At 68.0% G+C, this 20,745-nt stretch carries 21 protein-coding genes; 14 read left to right on the top strand and 7 right to left on the bottom strand.

All coding sequences use genetic code 11. From position 1 onward, the window contains the following. The first annotated feature begins 29 nt into the window (after positions 1-29). The 9 genes from ADBZ6K_RS03580 (at position 30) to ADBZ6K_RS03540 (ending at position 7,983) form a co-directional block, all read left to right on the top strand. Positions 30-329, top strand: coding sequence for a hypothetical protein (locus tag ADBZ6K_RS03580; RefSeq protein ID WP_526344862.1), 300 nt, complete (start codon positions 30-32; stop codon positions 327-329). Positions 330-426: 97 nt separating this feature from the next. After that, on the top strand, positions 427-1,092 hold the full coding sequence (locus ADBZ6K_RS03575; protein WP_526344484.1) for an ANTAR domain-containing protein: 666 nt from the start codon (positions 427-429) through the stop codon (positions 1,090-1,092). A 55-nt stretch (positions 1,093-1,147) separates the two neighbouring features. Further along, positions 1,148-1,699, top strand: coding sequence for a nicotinamidase (locus ADBZ6K_RS03570; protein ID WP_526344483.1), 552 nt, complete (start codon positions 1,148-1,150; stop codon positions 1,697-1,699). A 265-nt stretch (positions 1,700-1,964) separates the two neighbouring features. Continuing rightward, positions 1,965-4,154 carry a glycogen debranching protein GlgX gene (gene glgX, locus ADBZ6K_RS03565; protein WP_526344861.1) on the top strand — a complete coding sequence of 730 codons (2,190 nt, stop codon included), beginning with the start codon at positions 1,965-1,967 and terminating at the stop codon, positions 4,152-4,154. A 304-nt stretch (positions 4,155-4,458) separates the two neighbouring features. Beyond that, positions 4,459-5,046 (top strand): TetR/AcrR family transcriptional regulator, encoded by a 588-nt coding sequence (locus tag ADBZ6K_RS03560; RefSeq protein WP_526344482.1) that lies wholly within the window; start codon positions 4,459-4,461, stop codon positions 5,044-5,046. 17 nt (positions 5,047-5,063) lie between these two features. Continuing rightward, positions 5,064-5,840: a 3-oxoacyl-ACP reductase FabG gene (gene fabG / locus ADBZ6K_RS03555; RefSeq protein ID WP_526344480.1), complete on the top strand. Its 777-nt coding sequence runs from the start codon at positions 5,064-5,066 to the stop codon at positions 5,838-5,840. Between the two features lie 55 nt (positions 5,841-5,895). Further along, positions 5,896-6,348, top strand: a complete 453-nt coding sequence (locus ADBZ6K_RS03550) for a MarR family winged helix-turn-helix transcriptional regulator (RefSeq protein WP_526344479.1) — start codon at positions 5,896-5,898, stop codon at positions 6,346-6,348. Continuing rightward, positions 6,345-7,172: an ATP-binding cassette domain-containing protein gene (locus tag ADBZ6K_RS03545; protein WP_526344478.1), complete on the top strand. Its 828-nt coding sequence runs from the start codon at positions 6,345-6,347 to the stop codon at positions 7,170-7,172. Before ADBZ6K_RS03550 ends, ADBZ6K_RS03545 begins: the two co-directional genes overlap by 4 nt. Beyond that, the gene (locus ADBZ6K_RS03540) at positions 7,162-7,983 is read left to right on the top strand and encodes an ABC transporter permease (RefSeq protein ID WP_526344477.1); all 822 of its coding nucleotides are present in this window, start codon (positions 7,162-7,164) and stop codon (positions 7,981-7,983) included. The genes ADBZ6K_RS03545 and ADBZ6K_RS03540 overlap by 11 nt, the downstream gene beginning before the upstream one ends. Before the next feature lie 3 nt (positions 7,984-7,986). Here the strand turns inward: ADBZ6K_RS03540 and ADBZ6K_RS03535 are convergent, their stop codons facing one another. Further along, a complete protein-coding gene (locus ADBZ6K_RS03535; RefSeq protein WP_526344475.1) occupies positions 7,987-8,481 on the bottom strand; it encodes a YkgB family protein in 495 nt (164 codons plus the stop codon). 138 nt (positions 8,482-8,619) lie between these two features. Here ADBZ6K_RS03535 and ADBZ6K_RS03530 point away from each other — a divergent pair, with 138 nt between their 5' ends. Next, the gene (locus ADBZ6K_RS03530; protein WP_526344860.1) at positions 8,620-9,780 is read left to right on the top strand and encodes an acyl-CoA dehydrogenase family protein; all 1,161 of its coding nucleotides are present in this window, start codon (positions 8,620-8,622) and stop codon (positions 9,778-9,780) included. A 7-nt stretch (positions 9,781-9,787) separates the two neighbouring features. Beyond that, positions 9,788-10,906, top strand: a complete 1,119-nt coding sequence (locus ADBZ6K_RS03525; RefSeq protein ID WP_526344474.1) for an acyl-CoA dehydrogenase family protein — start codon at positions 9,788-9,790, stop codon at positions 10,904-10,906. Positions 10,907-10,914: 8 nt separating this feature from the next. Here ADBZ6K_RS03525 and ADBZ6K_RS03520 read toward each other — a convergent pair whose 3' ends face one another. Both ADBZ6K_RS03520 and treS read right to left on the bottom strand, forming a co-directional pair. Next, a complete protein-coding gene (locus ADBZ6K_RS03520) occupies positions 10,915-12,264 on the bottom strand; it encodes a maltokinase N-terminal cap-like domain-containing protein (protein WP_526344473.1) in 1,350 nt (449 codons plus the stop codon). Further along, the gene (gene treS / locus ADBZ6K_RS03515) at positions 12,261-14,099 is read right to left on the bottom strand and encodes a maltose alpha-D-glucosyltransferase (RefSeq protein WP_526344471.1); all 1,839 of its coding nucleotides are present in this window, start codon (positions 14,097-14,099) and stop codon (positions 12,261-12,263) included. The genes ADBZ6K_RS03520 and treS overlap by 4 nt, the downstream gene beginning before the upstream one ends. Positions 14,100-14,173: 74 nt before the next feature. On the opposite strand from treS, the gene ADBZ6K_RS03510 reads away from it, so the two are divergent. Both ADBZ6K_RS03510 and ADBZ6K_RS03505 read left to right on the top strand, forming a co-directional pair. Next, positions 14,174-14,974 carry a HugZ family pyridoxamine 5'-phosphate oxidase gene (locus ADBZ6K_RS03510; RefSeq protein ID WP_526344470.1) on the top strand — a complete coding sequence of 267 codons (801 nt, stop codon included), beginning with the start codon at positions 14,174-14,176 and terminating at the stop codon, positions 14,972-14,974. A 25-nt stretch (positions 14,975-14,999) separates the two neighbouring features. Beyond that, positions 15,000-15,578 carry an orotate phosphoribosyltransferase gene (locus ADBZ6K_RS03505; RefSeq protein WP_526344469.1) on the top strand — a complete coding sequence of 193 codons (579 nt, stop codon included), beginning with the start codon at positions 15,000-15,002 and terminating at the stop codon, positions 15,576-15,578. A gap of 23 nt (positions 15,579-15,601) precedes the next feature. Here the strand turns inward: ADBZ6K_RS03505 and ADBZ6K_RS03500 are convergent, their stop codons facing one another. From ADBZ6K_RS03500 to ADBZ6K_RS03485, 4 genes are all read right to left on the bottom strand, one after another. Next, entirely contained in the window at positions 15,602-16,654 is a 1,053-nt protein-coding gene (locus tag ADBZ6K_RS03500; protein WP_526344468.1) for an ABC transporter ATP-binding protein, read from the bottom strand. Next, positions 16,651-17,400, bottom strand: coding sequence for an ABC transporter permease (locus ADBZ6K_RS03495; RefSeq protein WP_526344859.1), 750 nt, complete (start codon positions 17,398-17,400; stop codon positions 16,651-16,653). The genes ADBZ6K_RS03500 and ADBZ6K_RS03495 overlap by 4 nt, the downstream gene beginning before the upstream one ends. 83 nt (positions 17,401-17,483) lie before the next feature. Continuing rightward, positions 17,484-18,359 carry an ABC transporter permease gene (locus tag ADBZ6K_RS03490; protein ID WP_526344467.1) on the bottom strand — a complete coding sequence of 292 codons (876 nt, stop codon included), beginning with the start codon at positions 18,357-18,359 and terminating at the stop codon, positions 17,484-17,486. Positions 18,360-18,366: 7 nt separating this feature from the next. Then, the gene (locus ADBZ6K_RS03485) at positions 18,367-19,506 is read right to left on the bottom strand and encodes an extracellular solute-binding protein (protein WP_526344466.1); all 1,140 of its coding nucleotides are present in this window, start codon (positions 19,504-19,506) and stop codon (positions 18,367-18,369) included. A gap of 194 nt (positions 19,507-19,700) precedes the next feature. Between ADBZ6K_RS03485 and ADBZ6K_RS03480 the strand changes: the two genes are divergently transcribed. Then, positions 19,701-20,678: a hypothetical protein gene (locus ADBZ6K_RS03480; protein ID WP_526344465.1), complete on the top strand. Its 978-nt coding sequence runs from the start codon at positions 19,701-19,703 to the stop codon at positions 20,676-20,678. Positions 20,679-20,745: the final 67 nt, after the last annotated feature.

Below are 20,745 nucleotides of genomic sequence, written 5' to 3'. Positions count from 1 at the left end.
AACACTCAGAGGAAGATGTGGGCACCACCATGAAGAAGCTCGGATTTGCCACTCTCATGGCCGGCGGCATCGGCGCCGCGATCATCGGTATCGCCGCACCGGCGCAGGCGGCACCCGCGGGTCCCGGCAGCGCCGAAGAGACCATCAGCCAGCTGCAGGCCCAGGGCTACAACGTCGTCGTCAACCGCGTTGGCACCACTCCGCTGAGCGAGGCGACCGTCGTCGCGGTCCGGCCGGGCCAGACGTACAGCCGCACGGACTCCGCGGGGCCCGGCAACAGCATCAGGACGACGATCACGGGCCAGACGGTCTATGTGGACGTGAAGTAGTCAGCACCGACACCGACTGAGCCCCCGCCACCGGCGGGGGCTCAGTCGGTGTCGGGCGCGTCTGTCGGATCAAGGCAGGCGGCGGTACTGTGTCGACGTGCGGGGCAGCGAATCCCTGGAACAGGCTTTGGTGGGTGGTGCGCCGCAGCGGGTGGGCTGGTTCCGCTTCTATTTCGCCGACGAACGTTGGGAGTGGTCGGAGCAGGTGCAGATGATGCACGGCTACGAGCCGGGAACGGTGACCCCTACCACCGCACTCGTGCTGGCGCACAAGCATCCCGACGACTACGTCCAGGTCGCAGCCACCCTAGACGACATCCGACGTACCCACGAGCCGTTCAGCACCCGGCACCGGATCCTGGACACCCACGGCGTGGTGCACGACGTCGTGGTCATAGGTGACCAGTTGTACGACGGCACCGACGAAGCCAATGTTATTGGCACGCATGGCTTTTACGTGGATGTGTCGCCGTCGGGACCAGATCCGACGACCGAGGCCCGGGTCAGCGCGACGGTGGCCGAGATTGCGGGCAACCGCGCGACCATCGAGCAGGCCAAGGGCATGCTGATGCTGGTCTACCGCATCGACGCCGAAGCGGCGTTCGAACTGCTCAAGTGGCGCTCCCAGGAGACCAACGTCAAACTGCGCGCACTCGCCGAGCGGCTGCTGACCGATTTCGGCGGGCTGACCTACGAGGAGACGCTGCCCCCGCGCGCAACGTTCGACCATCTGCTGTTGACCGCTCACCAACGGCTCGACTGAGCCTCGGCACAACGGGCCCGGCACGACGGGGCCCGACGGCGATACCGTTGGGCCCATGCGGGCGCTCATCATCGTCGACGTGCAGAACGACTTCTGCGAAGGCGGATCCCTGGCCGTGGCGGGTGGCACGGACGTCGCCAGGAACATCAGCCGACTGCTGGCCGACAACCCCGGCTATGCCCAGGTGGTCGCGACCAAGGACCATCACGTGGACCCGGGCGGGCACTTCTCCGCCCAGCCCGACTTCGTGGACTCCTGGCCGCCGCACTGTGTGGTGGGCACCGCGGGTGTCGATTTCCACCCCGAACTCGACACGACCGCCGTCGACGCGGTGTTCATGAAAGGTAAACAGTCGGCGGCGTACAGCGGGTTCGAGGGCGCCGATGAGGCGGGCACCCCGCTGGGGGAGTGGCTGCGACTGCGCGATATCGACGAGGTCGACATCGTCGGGATCGCCACCGACTACTGCGTGCGGGCCACGGCCATCGACGCCGCCAAGGAGGGCTTCGGCACGCGCGTGCTGCTGGGGTTGACCGCCGGGGTGGCGCCCGAATCCACCGCGGCCGCTGTCGACGAGCTGCGCCGGTCCGGTGTCGAAGTCAGCTGATCCGGCGTGACGTGATGGTCGACACACCACCTCGGTGACCAGCGTCGCGGCGGTGCGGGTATCCGGGCAGGTCGCCGACGGCCGTGTGAGCGGGCTCATACCTGTGCCGGGTCGACCGAACGGTCGCTCGCGATGCCCGCCGGTGTCCCCGACCCGTATCGTCAACTGGTCAGCTGCGAATCGATCAAGAGCGATCTGGAGGACCACCTTGAGCCGAGCCGCCCGCCCCACCGGTGCCAAAGGCCGGGTGCGTGCTACCGGCCAGATGCGTGTCGCCGGCCAGGCGCGTGCCGCCGCACCGGCGCGCCCTCCCGCCCCGCCGCCGCCGGAGGTCTGGCCGGGCAAGGCCTATCCCCTCGGCGCAACCTACGACGGCTCCGGCACCAACTTCGCGCTGTTCAGCGAGGTCGCCCAGTCGGTCGAGCTGTGCCTGTTCGAACCGGACGGCGCGGGCGGCTTCACGGAGACCCGGGTCACGCTGCCCGAGGTCGACGGCTTCGTCTGGCACGGCTTCATCCCCAACATCGGACCGGGACAGCGGTACGGCTACCGGGTCTACGGTCCCAACGACCCGCGCGCCGGGCTGCGCTGCAATCCGAACAAGCTGCTGCTGGACCCCTACGCCAAGGCCATCGACGGCACCTTCTCCTGGGGCCAGCCGCTGTTCGGCTACAACTTCGGCGACCCGGACAGCCGCAACGACGACGACTCGGCGACCGACATGCCTATGTCGGTGGTGATCAACCCGTTCTTCGACTGGGGTGTCGACCGCCCGCCCGGCCACGAGTACGCCGACACGGTGATCTACGAGGCCCACATCAAGGGTCTCACCCAGACGCATCCGGACATCCCGGAACAAATCCGCGGCACCTATTCGGCGGTCGCGCACCCCGTGATCATCGAGCATTTGAAGTCGCTCGGCATCAACGCGATCGAACTGATGCCGGTGCACCACTTCGTCAACGACTCGACGCTGATCGAGAAGGGCCTGTCGAACTACTGGGGCTACAACACCATCGGCTTCTTCGCCCCCGAAGCGAAATACTCCAGCAGCTCGACCCCTGGCGGTCAGGTGCAGGAGTTCAAGGCGATGGTGCGTGCACTGCACGAAGCCGACATCGAGGTCATCCTCGACGTGGTTTACAACCACACCGCCGAAGGCAACCAGCTCGGCCCCACGGTGTCCATGCGCGGCATCGACAACGCCGCGTACTACCGCCTCGTCGACAACGACAAGCGCTACTACATGGACTACACCGGCACCGGCAACAGCCTCAACGTCGGTCATCCGCACGCGCTGCAGCTGATCATGGACTCCCTGCGGTACTGGGTGACCGAGATGCACGTCGACGGTTTCCGCTTCGACCTGGCCGCCACCCTGGCTCGCGAGTTCTACGACGTCGACCGGCTGAGCGCGTTCTTCGAACTCGTTCAGCAGGATCCGACGGTCAGCCAGGTCAAGCTGATCGCCGAACCGTGGGATGTCGGTCCCGGCGGCTACCAGGTGGGCAACTTCCCGCCGCAGTGGACCGAGTGGAACGGCAAGTACCGCGACACGGTGCGGGATTTCTGGCGCGGCGAGGATGCCAGCCTCGGCGAGTTCGCCTATCGCCTGACCGGTTCGGCCGATCTGTACGAGCACACCGCGCGCCGACCGGTCGCCTCGATCAACTTCGTCACCGCCCACGACGGCTTCACCCTGCGCGACCTGGTCTCCTACAACGAGAAGCACAACTCAGCCAACGGCGAGAACAACAACGACGGGGAGAGCCACAACCGGTCGTGGAACTGCGGTGCTGAGGGGCCTACCGTCGACGCCGAGATCAACGCGCTGCGGTCGCGTCAGCAGCGCAACTTCCTCACGACGCTGTTGCTCTCGCAGGGCGTGCCGATGATCAGCCACGGCGACGAACTGGGTCGCACCCAGGCGGGCAACAACAACGGCTACTGCCAGGACAACGAGATCACCTGGGTGCACTGGGACGACGCCGACGAGGACTTGCTGACGTTCTGCCGGAAGGTCTCCGCCCTGCGCTCGGCGCATCCAGTGTTCCGCAGGCGGCGTTTCTTCACCGGCCGCCCGGTGCGCCAGCGCGATACCGTCGGCCTTCCCGACATCACCTGGTTCCGCCCGGACGGTTCGGAGATGAGCGAAGAGGACTGGGATTCGGGCTTCGGCAAGTCGGTGGCCGTCTACCTCAACGGACACGGCATCCCCGACCTCGACCCGCGCGGCCACCGGGTGGTCGACGACTCCTTCGTGGTGTGCTTCAACGCCCACCACGAACCCATCGACTTCGCTTTGCCTTCGAAGGAGTTCGGAGAGGCGTGGCTCCCGGTGGTCGACACCGCCGCCGAGGCGGACGACCAGCCCACCGCGTTGGCCGCAGGAGCGACGCTCAGCGTGGACGCGCGCGCCGTCGTGGTGTTGCAGGCCGTGACGAAACGCGCCTGACCAGCTCACACAGCGGCCGTACCAGTGGGTATGGTACGTTTGCCCGGGAGCAGCCGTGGCCACCACTGCGGCACCGGAATCATCTGCGTTGCCACCGGCCGGGCGGGCCGGGAGTAGAAACCGACGAGCGGCGGAGACTACCGGGTGGCCACGGCTGCGGCCTCCGCATCATCTGATTCCCCGTGATTCCTCCTCGAATTCTCCCGTGATTCCCCCGGCCCCTTTGACCCAGATCACAAAGTTGCCATAATAATTTTCGCAAGTGTCAACGACGGAAACATGCGCGGCCCGTATGCTGCCGTCCATGGCGCCGCAGCGCAGTTCCGGCCGCCCGCTCTCCGTCGACGACTGGATCCAGGCAGGGTTCGCGCTTCTGGCGGAGGGCGGGCCGGACGCGCTGCGAATCGGCAGGCTGTGCGACCGGCTGGGCGTCACAAAAGGCAGCTTCTACTGGCATTTCGCTGATATGAACGCCTATCGCACCGCCCTGGTGGACGCCTGGGGGGACCTGCAGGACGCGGATCGGCGTGGCTTCATCGACGCGCACATCGCCGATCCCCGCGAACGGCTCGCCGTGATGCTGACGATGTTGGTGGCCCCCCAGCACCTCGCCCTCGAGCGGGTGATGCGGGCGTGGGCGCTGACCGACGAACGGGTCTCCAGCAACGTTCGGCAAAGCGATGAAAGATTGCTGGATGCCATCAGGGAGGCGTTCAGGGAGTACGGGCTCGACGAGGCAGAAGCCCGATTGCGGGCGATGGTGATGATGTCGGCGGGCGTCGGCGTGCTCTACATGATCGGCCCGGCGCTGGAGGTGCCGCCCGACGCACGCGACGGCTTCCTCGACTTCATGCTGCGGCCGACGACACGGGTGGCGCACCCGCCCGGGTAGGCCCGACACTGATCGTCATGTTCTCCGTCGAGGATAAGTCGGTCCTGGTGACCGGCGGCAGCAAGGGAATCGGGCGCGGTATCGCAGAGGTGTTCGCGTCCGGGGGCGCCAACGTGGCGATCGCGGCCCGGTCGAGAGACGACGTCGACGCCGCGGTCGGCGCGCTCGACGGTCTCGGCGCGGGTCGGGTGCTCGGCGTCATCGCCGACGTGACCGATCCGGATTCCTGCGCGGCGATGGCGGCTGCGGTCGTCGAGGCGTTCGGCGGCATCGACGTGCTGTGCGCCAACGCCGGCATCTTCCCGGAAGCCCCGCTCAAGACCATGACGCCCGCCGAGCTGAGCCAGGTGCTCGACGTCAACGTCAAGGGGAACGTGTACAGCGTGCAGGCCTGTCTGGACGCACTCGTCGCGTCGGGCCGCGGCCGGGTCGTGCTGACGTCGTCGATCACCGGTCCGATCACCGGCTTCCCCGGCTGGACGCACTACGGCGCGTCCAAGGCGGCCCAACTGGGTTTCATGCGCACCGCGGCGATCGAGCTCGCACCGCACCGCATCACGGTCAACGCCGTGCTGCCCGGCAACATCCTCACCGAGGGGCTCAAGGACCTCGGTGAGGACTACCTGGCCGGCATGGCGCGGGCCATCCCGGCGGGCGCCCTGGGCACCCCGCACGACATCGGCTACGCGGCCGCGTTCCTGGCCAGCGACGAGGCCGGTTACATCACCGGCCAGGCCATCGCGATCGACGGCGGGCAGGTGCTGCCCGAGTCGCCCGACGCTGTGGCGCCCTGAGCGATCCGCCGACCATAGCGCCGAAATACCTCTGTATCAGAGGTATTCTCGGGTCATGGAGACCCGCACCGATCTGGTCGGTGAACTGTTCAGCATCGTCGGCCGGTTCCGTCGGCAGCTGCGCCGGTCCACTGGTCCCGGCTTCGACTCGACGGGGTTGACCCAGTCCCAGGCCGAACTGCTGCGTCTGGTGGGCCGTCAGCCCGGTATCTCGGTCCGGGAGGCTGCCGATGAGCTCGGCCTGGTGCCCAACACCGCGTCGACCCTGGTATCCAAGCTGGCCGCCGGCGGCCTGCTCGTCCGGACCGTCGACGCCGACGACCGCCGGGTGGGCCGACTGCACCTGACCGAACCCGCCCAGCGCATCGCCGACGAGTCCCGCGCCGCGCGCCGGGCCGCGCTGTCGACCGTGCTGGACGAACTCGACGACCGCCAGATCGACGACCTGCGGGCCGGTCTCGCGGTGCTGGCCCAGATGACGAACGCACTGCGCGAGAGGCAGCCATGAGCGATCGGGCCCCCCTCCCCGCTGCCATCGAATGCCGCAATCTGACGCACCGTTACGGCGACTTCACCGCGGTGCAGGATTTCAGCCTGGTGGTGCGGGCCGGTGAGACGGTCGGCCTGCTGGGCCCCAATGGCGCGGGCAAGACCACGGTGGTGCGGGTGCTGACCACCCTGACGCCGGCCCAGCGCGGCCAGGTGCTGATCTTCGGGCTGGACAGCCGGCGCCAGACCATGGACATCCGGCACAACATCGGTTACGTGCCCCAGCAGCTGTCGATCGAATCGGCGCTGACGGGGCGTCAGAACGTCGAGCTGTTCGCCCGGCTCTACGACGTACCGCGCTCCGAGCGCGACAACCGGGTCGACGAGGCGCTCGAGGCGATGCAGCTGCTCGACGTTTCCCGTGAACCGGCGCGCACCTATTCCGGCGGCATGGTCCGCCGCCTCGAGCTGGCACAGGCCCTGGTCAATCGGCCGTCGCTGCTGATTCTCGACGAACCCACCGTCGGGCTGGATCCCATCGCCCGCGACGGGGTGTGGACCCAGGTGCAGAACATGCAGGCCGAGTTCGGCATGACGGTACTGCTGACCACCCACTACATGGAGGAGGCCGACGTCCTGTGCAACCGGGTGGCGCTGATGGACCACGGCAGACTGCAGGCCGTCGGCTCGCCGGCGGAACTCAAGGCGGGGGTATCGCCCACGGCCACCCTCGAGGACGTCTTCCGCCACTACGCGGGCTCCGATCTCGCCGCGGGCGGCGATTCCCAGACGAGTTTCCGCGAGGTCCGCTCGAGCAGGAGGACGGCACGCCGTGTCAGTTGAGCCAACAGTCCGCATCGAACTCGTCCGCGCGCCGCACGGCTGGCGCCGGATCCGCGCCGTCGTGCTGCGCATCAACGCCTTCGCGCTGGTGGAACTGCAGAAGCTGCGCCACGATCGCACCGAGCTGTTCACCCGGATGGTCCAGCCCGCACTGTGGTTGCTCATCTTCGGCCAGACGTTCAGCCACCTGCACGTCATCGACACCGGCGACGTGTCCTACCTGGCCTTCCTCGCGCCGGGCATCATCGCGCAGTCGGCGTTGTTCATCTCGATCTTTTACGGCATCCAGATCATCTGGGACCGCGACGCGGGCATCCTCGCCAAGTTGATGGTCACACCCGCACCCGCCTCGGCGTTGATCACCGGCAAGGCTTTCGCGGCGGGGGTGCGCTCGGTGGTGCAGGTCGTCGGGGTGCTGGTGCTGGCCTACCTGATGGGGGTGGCCATGACCGTCAACCCGTTGCGGATCCTGGCCGCGATGGCCGTGGTGGTGCTCGGCTCGGCGTTCTTCGCCTGCCTGTCGATGACGCTGGCCGGCCTGGTGCGCAACCGGGACCGCCTGATGGGCATCGGCCAGGCCATCACCATGCCGTTGTTCTTCGCGTCAAACGCCCTGTACCCGGTTGACGTGATGCCCGAGTGGCTGCGCTGGCTTTCGGCGGTCAACCCGTTGAGCTACGAGGTGAACGCGTTGCGCGGGCTGCTCATCGGTACCCCGTTCAACCCCGCGGTCGATATCGCGGTGCTGGTGGTGGCCGCGGTGCTCGGTGTCGCCACGGCCTCCGCCCTGCTGCGCCGCCTCGTCCGCTGACGATCAGTCGGCGGCGCTGGTGCGCACCGACGCCAGCGCGTCGGCCAGCGTCCACACCGCGATGCCCAGCAGCGCGATGTCCTTGAACAGGAAACCGCCGACCATCGACAGCGCCGGGAACCCGCCCGCCGACGCCTCCGTCACGCCGGGTGTGGTGAACAGAAAGCTGACGGTCGCGACGAACAGCCCGATCGCCAGCACACTCCCGACGATCGACACCCTCGGCCACCACGGCTTGACGGCCAGCAGAGCCGCGGCGGTCAGCTCGAACACGCCGAGCAGCGCCGAGAACGTGCCGACCGAGAAGACGTCGTACACCCAGCCCATGAACGGGCTGGACGCAACCAGGGGCTGGATCCCGGCGGCCTCGTAAGCCATGAACTTCAGCCCGCCGAACCACGCGATCACGGCGACGAGGCCGTAGCGGGCCAGCACGGCGGCCAGGCCGTCGAAAGTGGTCTGACGCGTGCGGGTGGGAAGGGTCCTGGAAATGGTCATGTCGTATCTCCTTCGGTCGGGGAGGGTTCGATTCGTGGTGTGCCGGCACGGCGAGACCGTTACGCGCCCGACCAGTAGGCCGCCCAACCAACCGGTGGTTTAGTCTTGCGTCAGGCCATCACCCGACAGGAGGCGTTGATGCAGCTGGCCCTCACCGACGACGAAGCCGCCTTCCGGGATGAGCTCCGTACGTTCTTCACCGCGGAGATCCCCGTCGAGATCCGTGAGCGGATGAGACTGGGACTTCCCGTCGGCCGCGACGACATCGTCACCAGCCACCGGATCCTCAACGACCACGGGCTGGCCGTGCCGCATTGGCCCGCCGAATGGGGCGGCAAGGACTGGACGCCGACGCAGCTGCAGATCTGGATGGACGAGATGCAGCTGGCCTGCGTCCCCGAACCGTTGAACTTCAACACCAAGATGGTGGGGCCGGTGATCGCGGAGTTCGGCTCCAAGGAGATCAAGCAGCGGTTCCTGCCGCCCACCGCCAATCTCGACATCTGGTGGTGCCAGGGCTTCTCCGAACCGGAGGCCGGCTCCGACCTCGCCTCGCTGCGGACCACCGCGATCCGCGACGGCGACAGCTACGTCGTCAACGGGCAGAAGACCTGGACGACGCTGGGCCAGTACGCCGACTGGATCTTCTGTTTGGTACGCACCGACCCCAATGCGCCCAAACGCCAGGCCGGGATCTCCTTCCTACTCATCGACATGGGAACGCCGGGTATCACGCTGCGACCGATCAAACTGATCGACGGTGGCTACGAGGTCAACGAGGTCTTCTTCTCCGACGTCCGGGTACCCGCAGACCAGCTCGTCGGCGAGGAGAACCGGGGCTGGAGTTACGCGAAGTTCCTGCTCGGCAACGAGCGGACGGGCATCGCCGGGGTGGCTCGCACCAAGGTGCGCCTCGCCGAGGTCAAGCGGCACGCCATCGACAGCGGGCTGCTGTCCGACCCACTGTTCGCCGCACGGCTCGCCGAGGTCGAAAACGAGCTGCTTGCACTGGAACTCACGCAGATGAGGGTGACCAGCGGATCGTCGCGGGGGAAACCCAACCCGGCGTCGTCGGTGCTCAAGCTGCGGGGCAGCCAGCTGCAACAGCTGGCCACCGAGTTGCTCGTCGAGGTCGCCGGCCCGGATACGCTGCCGTTCGACGCCGGCGAGGCGATCTCCTCCCCCACCTGGGCGCAGCGCAGCGCCCCGCACTATCTCAACTACCGCAAGACGTCGATCTACGGCGGCAGTAACGAGGTGCAGCGCACCATCATCGCGTCCACCATTCTCGGATTGTGAGGCAGGCATGGACTTCTCGCTGACCGATGAACAGGTCATGCTGCGCGACACCACCCGCGACCTGTTGTCCCGCAGCTACGCCGCCAATGACACGGAAAGCCGCAACAAGGTCCTGGAGACGGAGCTGGGCTGGAGCAGGGATGTATGGAACCGGTTGGCCGACACCGGGATTCTGTCACTCGGCGTCGAAGCCTCGCAGCTCGAGATCGCGGTGGTGCTCACCGAGTTCGGCCGCAGACTGGCCCCCGAACCGATCGTGCACGCGGCGCTGGCCCCCGTCACCCTCATTGCCGAAGTCGCGGGCGCCGACCAGGAGTCGTTGCTCGACGCCGTCGCGGCGGGACGGCGGCTGCTTGCGTTCGCCCACTCCGAGCCCGGCCACCGGACGCCGGGTGCCGTTATCGCGACGAGTGCTGTCCGGCAAGGTGATTCGTGGCAGTTGACCGGCACGAAGAATCCCGTGCTCGCCGGCGACTGCGCCGACACCCTGGTGGTCAGCGCGGTCCTGCCCGACGGCGGCACCGGGCTGTTCCTCGTCGACGTCGCCGACGCGGCCACCACGGTGGTCCGCCGCCCCTACCGCACCTTCGACGGGCAGCGGGGCGCCGAGATCGACATGGACCGGACCCCGGCCGAACCGCTCGGCGCCGCGGCCGACGCATCGGCCGCCATCCGCAACGCCGTCATCCGCATCCAGTCGGCGCTGTGCGCCGAGGCCGTCGGCGCCATGGAGGAAGCATTGCGACTGACCACCGAATACCTCAAGACACGCAAGCAGTTCGGCGTCACGCTCAACACGTTCCAGACGCTGACCCAGCGGGCCGCCGACATGTACGTCTCACTGGAGCTGGCCCGCAGCATGAACCTCTACGCCGCGATGTCGATCGCCGACGGCAATCTCGACCCGGTGATCGCGGCCAGGGCAAAGCTGCAGATCGGGCGCTCCGGCCGGCATATCGCCCAGGAGGCGATCCAGCTGCACGGCGGCATCGGCGTCACCGCCGAGTATCCGGTCGGCCACTACGCGGCCCGGCTCACCGCCATCGAGCACACGCTGGGTTCGTCACAGGACCAGCTGCACGTGTTGATCGACCGGATCGGCGACTACGGGATCGTCACGCTCTAGCGGGCCGGTCAGCCGACGATGCGGGCGATCGAGCGCAGCGGGATCGGCAACCAGCCCGGCCGGTGTCTGGCTTCGTAGCCCGCCTCGTACACCGCCTTGTCGAGTTCGTAGGCGGCGAGCAGGTGCGCGGAATCGCGCGGGTCGGCGCCCATCACCGCTGCGTAACCCTCGCAGAACGACGCACTGTTGCGCTCCACCCATTCGCGGGCACGCGCCGCGAGTTGCTTGTCGCGCTGCCCGTCCCCGCCGGCCGAACCCCGTTCGATCAGCCGCTGGTAGGCGGCGTACTCGTAGGACCGCAGCATGCCCGCCACATCCCGAAGCGGCGAGTCGGGTCGCCGCCGCTCCTCCAGCGGCTGTCCCGGCTCGCCCTCGAAGTCGATCAGCAGCCACGCCTCCGGCGTCCGCAACACCTGCCCCAGGTGCAGGTCGCCGTGGATCCGCTGCACGGCGACGGTCTCCTCCGCCAGTTTGCGGTAGCTCTCCTCGATCAGCTCGGCATATTTGCGCAGGTCGGGTACGGCCGCGACCGCAGCACCGAGCCGGGCCAGCATGGCCTCGGCCGGGAACGGCACCGTCGACGTCTCGAGCTCGCCGGCCAGGCAGGTGTGCACCGACGCCACCGCCTCACCCAGGCGGTAGGACTCCCCCGCGAAGTCGCCGCCGACCTCGTCGGCGTACAGGTCGCCCTCGGCGAACAGGTCGCGGGTGCTGGCCGTGGCCATATCCCAGCCCTCGGCCGAGTTCGCCGCGAACGCGGTGACCATCCCCAGCGCCGACGGTCCGGTCTCGAACGCCCCCAGCAGGCGGGCGACGTGCGGATTGCCGGCCCGGGCGAGCACCCGGTTCAATTCGATGTCCGGGTTGACCCCGGGGGTGACCCGCCGGAACAGCTTGAGGATCGCGGCCTCTTCGAACACCACGTTGGTATTGCTCTGCTCGGCGCCGAACACCCGCGGGTAGGCGTCCACCGGCAGCGCCGCACCCGGTTCGCGGGTAAACGTCACCGGCCCGACGACGGCGGATTCGTCCACCAGCCGTAGCAGGTACTGCGCGGAGGGGGCGTCGTAGAGGGCGTCGTAGGCGACCCGATCCCCTCCGGCGCCCGGCGCCGTCCCGATCGTCGCCGACGTGCTGAGCTCGTCGGCCGGATCCCAGCCGACCAGCACCTGGTAACGCTCGCTCGAGCCGTCGGTGTAGGCGACGTCGAGCAGGACGAGGTCGAGGCCGTCGCGCAATGTGACCACGGTGGCGGGCTCGACGGTGGCCAGTTCCCGGCTGCGCCCGGCGTACCACCGCTGGTGCGGCAGCCAGTCGCTCCACGGCAGCGCCGCGGGAGGCAGGTCAGCCGCTGTCATGACTGCGCCTCCATTTCTCTGCTATCCCTGAGTTCCCCGACCGGTTGCCGCAGTTCGAACCAGTAGAACCCGTGTCCCGGCAGGGTCAGCAGGTACGGCAGGTGACCGATCCGGGGAAACTCAACGTATCCCGTCATCTCGACCGGTGTGTACCCGTTCCAGTGCTGCAGATTCAGTTCGATCGGCTGTGGGAACCGCGACAGGTTGTTCACGCACAGCACGGTCCCGGCCTCGCCGGCCAGCTCCCGCACATAGGCAAGCACCGACGGGTTGGAGCCGCCGAGCTCGCGGAACGCGCCGAGCGCGAAGGCGTCGTGGCGGCGCCGGACGGCCAGCATGACGCGCGTCCAGTTCAGCAACGACGCCGAATTGTCGCGCTGGGCCTCGACGTTCACCGATTGGTAACCGTATATCGCGTCCTGGTTGGGCGGCAGGTACAGCCGGCCCGGTGTCGCGGTGGAGAAGCCGGCGTTGCGGTCGGGCGTCCACTGCATCGGGGTACGCACACCGTCGCGGTCACCCAGCCAGATGATGTCGCCCATCCCGATCTCATCGCCGTAGTACAGGACGGGCGAACCGGGCAGCGACAGCAGCAGGGCGGTGAACAGCTCGATCTGGTTGCGGTCGTTGTCCAGCAACGGGGCCAGCCGCCGCCGGATACCGACGTTGGCCTTCATCCGCGGATCCTTGGCGTACTCCGCATACATGTAGTCGCGTTCCTCGTCGGTGACCATCTCCAGCGTCAGCTCGTCGTGGTTGCGCAGGAAGATGCCCCACTGCGCCATCTCGGGGATCGGCGGCGTCTGGCCGAGGATCTCCGAAATCGGGAAGCGCGACTCGCGGCGGACTGCCATGAAGATGCGCGGCATCAGCGGGAAGTGAAACGCCATATGGCATTCGTCGCCGCCGGTGTCGGGATCACCGAAGTACTCGACGACGTCGGCGGGCCACTGGTTGGCCTCGGCGAGCAGGACCCGCCCGGGAAACTCGTCGTCGATCACCTTGCGGCAATGTTTGAGGAAGGCGTGCGTCTCTGGCAGGTTCTCGCAGTTGGTGCCGTCGCGTTCGAACAGGTAGGGCACCGCGTCCAGCCGGAACCCGTCGATACCCAGGCCCAGCCAGAACCGCAGGACGTCGATCATCGCCTCCTGGACGGCGGGGTTGTCGTAGTTGAGATCGGGCTGGTGGCTGAAGAACCGGTGCCAGTAGAACTGCCTGCGCACCGGGTCGAACGTCCAGTTGGACTCCTCGGTGTCGACGAAGATGATCCGCGCGTCGGGGTAGCGGACGCTGGTGTCGCTCCACACGTAGTAGTCGCCGTACGGCCCGTCCGGGTCGCGGCGGGATTCCTGGAACCACGGGTGTGAATCGGAGGTGTGGTTCATGACCAGGTCGGTGATCACCCGGATGCCGCGGCGGTGCGCCGCGTCGAGCAGGTCGACGAAGTCGTCGACCGTGCCGAACTCGGGCAGCACCTTGTAGAAGTCCCTGATGTCGTAGCCACCGTCGCGCAGCGGCGAATCGTAGAACGGCGGCAACCACAGACAGTCGACGCCGAGCCACTTCAGGTAGTCCAACCGGTCGATGAGGCCGCGCAGATCACCCGCACCGTCGGAGTTGGAGTCGTAGAAGGCCCTGACCAGGACCTCGTAGAAAACGGCCCTCTTGAACCAGACGCGATCCTGCGGCAGCACCCTGGCGTGCCCGAAGTCGTCGGCGCTCGGGTGCTCGACCGTGCGGCCCTGAGGACCGGGCTCGACGTGACTGCCCCCCGCCGGGTCATGTGCCGGGGACGGCTGCGGACGCGGTACCCCGGTGTCGGTGTTGTGGTCCATCAGTCCTCCAACCTACCCATCCCCGCCTCAGTTGAATCGCCTGAGTCACCTGAATCGCGGGTAGGGTGCCGACGGTGGGCACCCGTGACCACGGCGACCCCGGCGACGCCCCGTCGGCCCCTGCGCCGCTGACCGAGGTGGTCAACCCTGTCCGCCCGTCGGCCGCCGAGGAAGCGCGCACGATCGCGGCGTCGACGAACGTCGGCACCCTGGCGACGTTGACCGCGGCCGGTGACCCGTGGGCGTCGTTCGTGACGTACGGGCTGCTCGGCGGTGCGCCGGTGCTGTGCGTGTCCAACCTCGCAGAGCACGGCCGCAATCTGGCGGGCGATCCGCGGGCCAGCATCTCGATAGTCTCGCCCGAGACCCACACCGACCCCCTGGCCAGCGCACGTATCACCCTGGCCGGTGCCGCGGAGCGCCCCACCGGCGACGAGGCGGCGGCCGCCAGGCAGGCTCACCTCGGCGCTGTCGCGGCCGCGCGGTACTACGTCGACTTCAGCGATTTCTCCGTGTGGGTATTGCGCGTGCAACGGGTGCGCTGGGTCGGCGGGTATGGGCGGATGGACTCGGCATCGGGTGCGGACTACGCGGCGGCCCGACCCGACCCGGTCAGACCGCACGCCGTGGCGGCGATGGCCCATCTCAACGCCGACCACGCCGAGGCCCTGGTCTCGATGGCCAGGACACTGGGCGGCTATCCGGACGCCGTGCAGGCGACGTGCTCCGGTGCAGACCGCTACGGCCTGGATCTGCGGGTCATCACCGACCGCGGGGTCGCCTACACCCGAGTCGGGTACGCCGCACCGATCGCCTCGATCGAGGACATGCGACCCGCGACGGTCGAATTGACCCGGCGAGCCCGCGGGGGCTGACCGCCGGTGCAATACGATCGCCGGTATGCCTTCTGCGACCGACCGTCCGGACACCTGGCAAGCGGCGTTCGACCTCATCCGCACCCGCGGACACGAACGCCGCGACGAACCGTTTCGGCTGGCCAGCGGCCAGCTCAGCCGCGACTACATCGACGGCAAGTACGCAGTCGACACCGGTGAAAGGCTCTCGATCGTCAGCCACGCGGTCGCCGACCTCGCCGCGGACAACGGTATCGAGTACGACGCCGTCGGGGGCCTCACGATGGGCGCCGATCCGCTGGCGCACGGCGTCGCGATGGTCACCGGCAAGGCCTGGTTCTCCGTGCGCAAGGAGCAGAAGCAGCGCGGCCGCGAACAGTGGATCGAGGGCACCAGGATCACCCCCGGCATGCGGGTGCTCCTGGTCGACGACGTGATCAGCACCGGTGGGTCGACTGCCAAGGCCTACGACCGGGTGGTCGCGGCGGGTGCGGTGGTCACCGGGGTCATCCCGATGGTCGACCGGGGCGACGTGGCCACCGAACTGTTCGCGCAGCTCGACGTCCCGTTCGTCGCGCTCGTCACCTACCGCGACCTGGGGATCGAGCCCATCCAGGCGGTGTGATCGTCGACCACCCCGATCGGCGGTCAGGCGGCGCCGCTCTCGGCGATCACAAGCACACCCGTCGGCTCGACTCCGACCGTCACGGCCTGTCCCACCGAGAATGCGCGGGCCTGTGAGCTGGTCATCTGCGCGCCGATCACCGAACCGTCGGCAAGCGTGCAGTAGACCCGGGAGATCGGCCCGAGGAAGGCCACCGACGACACCGCGGCCGTGCCGCCGGGGGCCGCGGCGACGGTCAGCGATTCCGGCCGCACCATGGCGAGCCCGCGGCCATGGGCGATCGAGCCTGCCAGCGCGGGCACCGATGTGCCGAGCAGCTTGGCGTTTCCCGCGGAAACCTCCGCGGGCACCTTGTTGTTGAGGCCGACGAACTCCGCGACGAACGGTGTCGCCGGGTTGGCGTACAGCTCGGCGGGCGCCGCGAGCTGTTCGAGTTTGCCCTGGCTCATCACCCCCACCCGGTCGGCGACGGCCAGCGCTTCCTCCTGATCGTGGGTGACAAACAGTGTCGTCGTACCGACTTCCAGTTGCACGCGCCGGATCTCGTCGCGCAGCTGGGTGCGCACCTTGGCGTCCAGCGCCGATAGCGGCTCGTCGAGCAGCAGCACGCGCGGCTGGACGGCCAGCGCCCTGGCCAGCGCCACCCGCTGCTGCTGGCCGCCGGAGAGTTCGTTGGCGTATTTGTGTTTGTGCGCCGCCAACCCGACCAGGTCGAGCATCTCCGCGGCCCGCGATGTCCGCTCGGATCTGCCCCGTCCCCGCATCTTCAGGCCGAAGGCGACGTTGTCCAGCACGGTGAGGTGGGGAAAGAGGCTGTAGGCCTGAAACACCATGCCCATGTCGCGCTTGTTCGCGGGTACCCCGCTGATGTCCTTACCGCCGACGAGCACCGTGCCGGACGTTGCCTCGTCCAGCCCGGCCAGGATCCGCAGCGCGGTGGTCTTCCCACACCCGGACGGCCCGAGCAGGGCCACCATCTCCCCCGGCTCCATGTGCAGAGTCAGTCCGTCGAGCGCCTTCACCGGGCCGTACACCCGCGTCAGGTCGTTCAGCTGGACGGCGACTCCGTTGGTCATGCGGACGCTCCCTGGGTCGAGGTGGGTGCGGCGGTTGGTACGGCGGTGGCGACGGCTCCGGTCCGCCGCCGGCCGCGGGCGACCAGCGACAGGATCACCAGCAGGGCGAAACCGAACAGCAGCACCGCGAGTGATGCCGCCACCGACGTCGGTCCGTCGCTCTTGCCGATCGCGACGATCTGGACCTGCAGCGTCTGATATCCGGTCAGCGAGGCGATCGTGTACTCGCCGAGTACCACCGCGATCGAGATGAAGGCGGCCGACAGAATCCCCGACCAGATGTTCGGAACGATCACCCGCAGGATCGTGGTCATCCAGCCCGCCCCGAGTGAACGTGCCGCCTCGGCAAGGGTTTTGAGGTCGATGGCGGCCAGGGCCGCGTCGATGGCCCGGTAGGCGAATGGCAGTACCAGCACGACGTAGACGAAGGTCAGGGTCAGGGCCGACTCACCGAGGAAGTAGGTGACCCACAGATACACGTTGCGCAGCCCGACGACGACCACCAGCGCCGGGATCGTCAGCGGTAACAGGCAGAGGAACTCGATGAAGCCCCTGGCCCACGGCGCCCGCAGCCGGACCCAGATCATCGTCGGCACCAGGATCACCAGCATCGCGACCACCGTGAACACCGCGAGAAGCAGCGAGATCACGATGGCCTGATACAGCGCGTCGTCCTCGACGAGGTTCTTCCACGCCTGCAGGGTGCGCCCGCCCTGCAGGAGGTTGCGGGTGGAGAAGTCCGCCATCGCGTAGAGCGGAAACAGGAAGAACAGCCCGAACAGCACCCACAGTGCCGCACGGAAGATCTTGCCGCCCAGCGTGGTCCGATTCACTTGAGCCACCTCGCGGTGCGCCGCACCAGCATGTTGTAGGCGACCATCACCAGCGCGACCACCACGATCATTTCCAGCGCCAGCGCATACGCGAAGCCCGACTGTCCCAGCACCACTTCACTTGTCAGCGCGGCGCGGATGAGCAGTGGCACGATCGGGCTGCCCTGGCTGACCAGTGCGGCCGCGGTGGCGTAGGCGGCGAATGCGTTGGCGAACAACAGCAACGCCGAACCCAGGAACGCCGGCGTCAGCAACGGTATGACCACCTCGCGGAAGTACTGCCATCGTGACGCACCGAGGTTCAGCGCGGCCTCCCGCCACTGGTCGCGCAGACCCTCCAACGCCGGCACGAAGACGATCACCATGAGCGGGATCTGGAAGTACGTGTACACCAGGATCAATCCGCTCAGGCTGTACAGCCATCCCGAGCCCGCGAGGTTGAAGCCGAACGCCTGCTGCACCCACAGTGTGAGCACCCCGTTGAGGCCGACTGTCGCCAGGAACGCGAATGCCAGTGCAACACCACCGAATTGGGCCAGCACGCTGCACAGCGACAGCACCGCCCTTCGCACCATCGAGGTGGGCGGGCTGCTGACGACCAACCAGGCCAGCACCGCGCCGAGCACCGCACCGATGATGGCGGTGCTGCCCGAGAGCAGCACGCTCTTCCACAGCGCGGTCAGCGCCGTGCGGGAGAACAGCGCCTGGATGCGCTCCAGGGAGAACTGGCCGTCGGCGTAGAAGGCACTGACGATGACGGTCACGGTCGGGATGATCAGGAAGATCGTGACGACCGCCATGAACGGCAGCAGTGGCAGTGCCTCCCGGATCCGCTTGGCCGGCCCGCCGGCGTCCCGCTTGGCCGGTGACATCGATCGGTCAGCCGATCGCCTTGGCCCAGTTGTCGGCCAGGTAGGTCTTCGCGGCGTTGGTCTGCTCCTCGGACAGGATCACCCGCTGCCCCTCGATGACGGGAAGCCCATCCCAGGCGGCCTTGTCGATCGTGCCCGCCTTGACCATCGCGTCGGCCCGCACCGGACGTGCACCGCCCGCGAGGAACAGGTTCTGGCCCTCGTCGCTGAAGAGGAACTCCTGCCACAACCGGGCGGCAGCCGGATGCGGCGCGTCCTTGTTGATGGCCTGGAAGTAGTAGCCGGCCAATGCGGGTCCGGGCGGCACCAGCACCTTCCAGCTCGGCAGCTTCTTGGTCTCCACGGCGTTGTTGTAGTCCCAGTCGAAGACGACGGGCGTCTGGCCGGATTCGATCGTCGCCGGGGTCGGATCGACGGGCAGGAAGTTGCCCGCCTCGTTGAGCTTGCGGAAGAACTCCACGCCCGGGGCGATGTCGTCGGCCGAGCCGCCCTGGGAAAGGGCCACCATTGCCACGCCGGAGAATGCGGCACCGGCCTGGGTCGGGTCGCCGTTGAGTGCGACGCTCCCCTTGAACTCGGGCTTGAGCAGGTCGTCGACCCCCGCGACCTCGGGCAGCTTGGCCGAGTCGTAGCCGATGGACATGTAGCCGCCGTAGTCGTTGACCCAGAGGCCGGTGGACTCTTTCAACCCGTCAGGGATGGTGTCGAAGGTGGCGACCTGGTACGGCGCGAACATCGCGGTGTTCGCGAGCGCCACCGCCTGGCCCAGGTCGAACACGTCGGGCGCGGTGCTCCTGCCCTTCTGCTGTTGGGCGGCATTGATCTCCTCCTGGCTGGAGGCATCGGGCTGCGCCTCGTTCACCTTGAGGCCGTACTTTTCCTTGAACGCCGTGATGATCGCGCCGTAGTTCGTCCAATCAGGCGGCAGCGCAATGACATTGAGTTCTCCCTCGGCCTTGGCGGCCTCGACGAGCGCATCCATGCCGCCGAGGTCGGCAGCGGAGGTGGCCGTGGCGGCGTTCGCGCCGGATTCGCTCGCCGAACCTGAGTTGTCCTTCTCGGGCGGTGCGCACGCCGCCAGCCCGACGACGAGGAGAGCGGACGACGCCGCGGCGATGACGCCGGGGAGGAGTCGAGATTTGGTCATTGCCGAACCTTCCGATGGTCAGGAGGCGCGGTGCTGACGCCTCGGTTACGGAATCTGGTCGCGACGGTGAATGGATCCAGCGCGGCGTTGGAACCCTATCGCGACATGCAGTCACGACGCGGGAGCTTGCCAAGACTTCATCGATCTCCCACTCGGCCGAGCGTTTGCCCTGGTGGGGGCGATAGCATCAGAGGATGGCCGAACGCGAAGTCTCCGAGGACTTCGATTACCGCCTGGACGACCCTTCCGAGCCTTCCAGGCCTTCCGGGGGTGCCGGGCGGGTGCGCCACGACCAGGGCGCCGGGCGATCCCATGAACGCTACGGTGCGGCGGCGCATGACGAGCACGACGAGGACTTCGGTCCCGGTTTTCCCGCCGACGGTCAGGACACCGGTCAGGACGCTGCGGCAGGCTATGCGGACGGCGACGAAGCCGGGCAGTACGCCGAAGCCGGCGTGGCAGAGCACCCGTACGAAGCCGGCGTGGCAGAGCACCCGTACGAAGCCGGCGTGGCAGAGCCACCGTACGAAGGCGGCGTGGCGGAGCCACCGTACGAGTCGTACGGCCAGCCCTACGCACTCGTCGACGAACAGGGCTACCCCCTTCTCGACGAGCAGGGCTACCCACTTGACGAGTTTGCCGACGACGACCTGTGGGACGAGCCCAACGACAACATCTGGGACGACCGTGAGACCGGCCCGGTCACGCTGCTGGACGACCACCGATTCGACACCTTCGACAGCGCATGGGATTTCAAGCCCGCGCCGGCGACACCGTGGTACCGCACCAGGCAAGCCACCGTCGTACTCACCGCGACCGCTCTGGCGGCGGCCGCGATCGTGGTGGCCGGCGTGCTGCTGGTGTTCAGTGGGTCAGGCATGTCACCGTCACCCGCACCCTCCGACGAGCGCACCCCGTCACCGTCCGTCGCGCCCACCACCGCCGTTCCTCCGCCGGTGCACTCCAGCGAGCCGCCACCGCCACCACCCCCTCCGCCACCACCGCCTCCGCCAGCACCGGAGGCCGAGGCGCCCGCGCCGGCCAATCGCGCGCCCGCGTACTACCCGCCGCGCCCCCGCCAGACGAACAAACCGGAGATCGGTGTCACCCGCACGCCGGTCACCCGTTCGCCCATCAGCGTGGCCCCCCAGCCTCGCGGCCCGCGCAACTGAGATACGGCGAGAAACGCTCGCGCACAGCGGTCTTCATTCGGGCAACCCGCGTCCGCCTGCGCCGCCC

Source organism: Mycobacterium sp., assembly GCF_044223235.1.
Classification (GTDB): domain Bacteria; phylum Actinomycetota; class Actinomycetes; order Mycobacteriales; family Mycobacteriaceae; genus Mycobacterium.
This window is presented reverse-complemented; position numbering and strand designations above follow the sequence as displayed.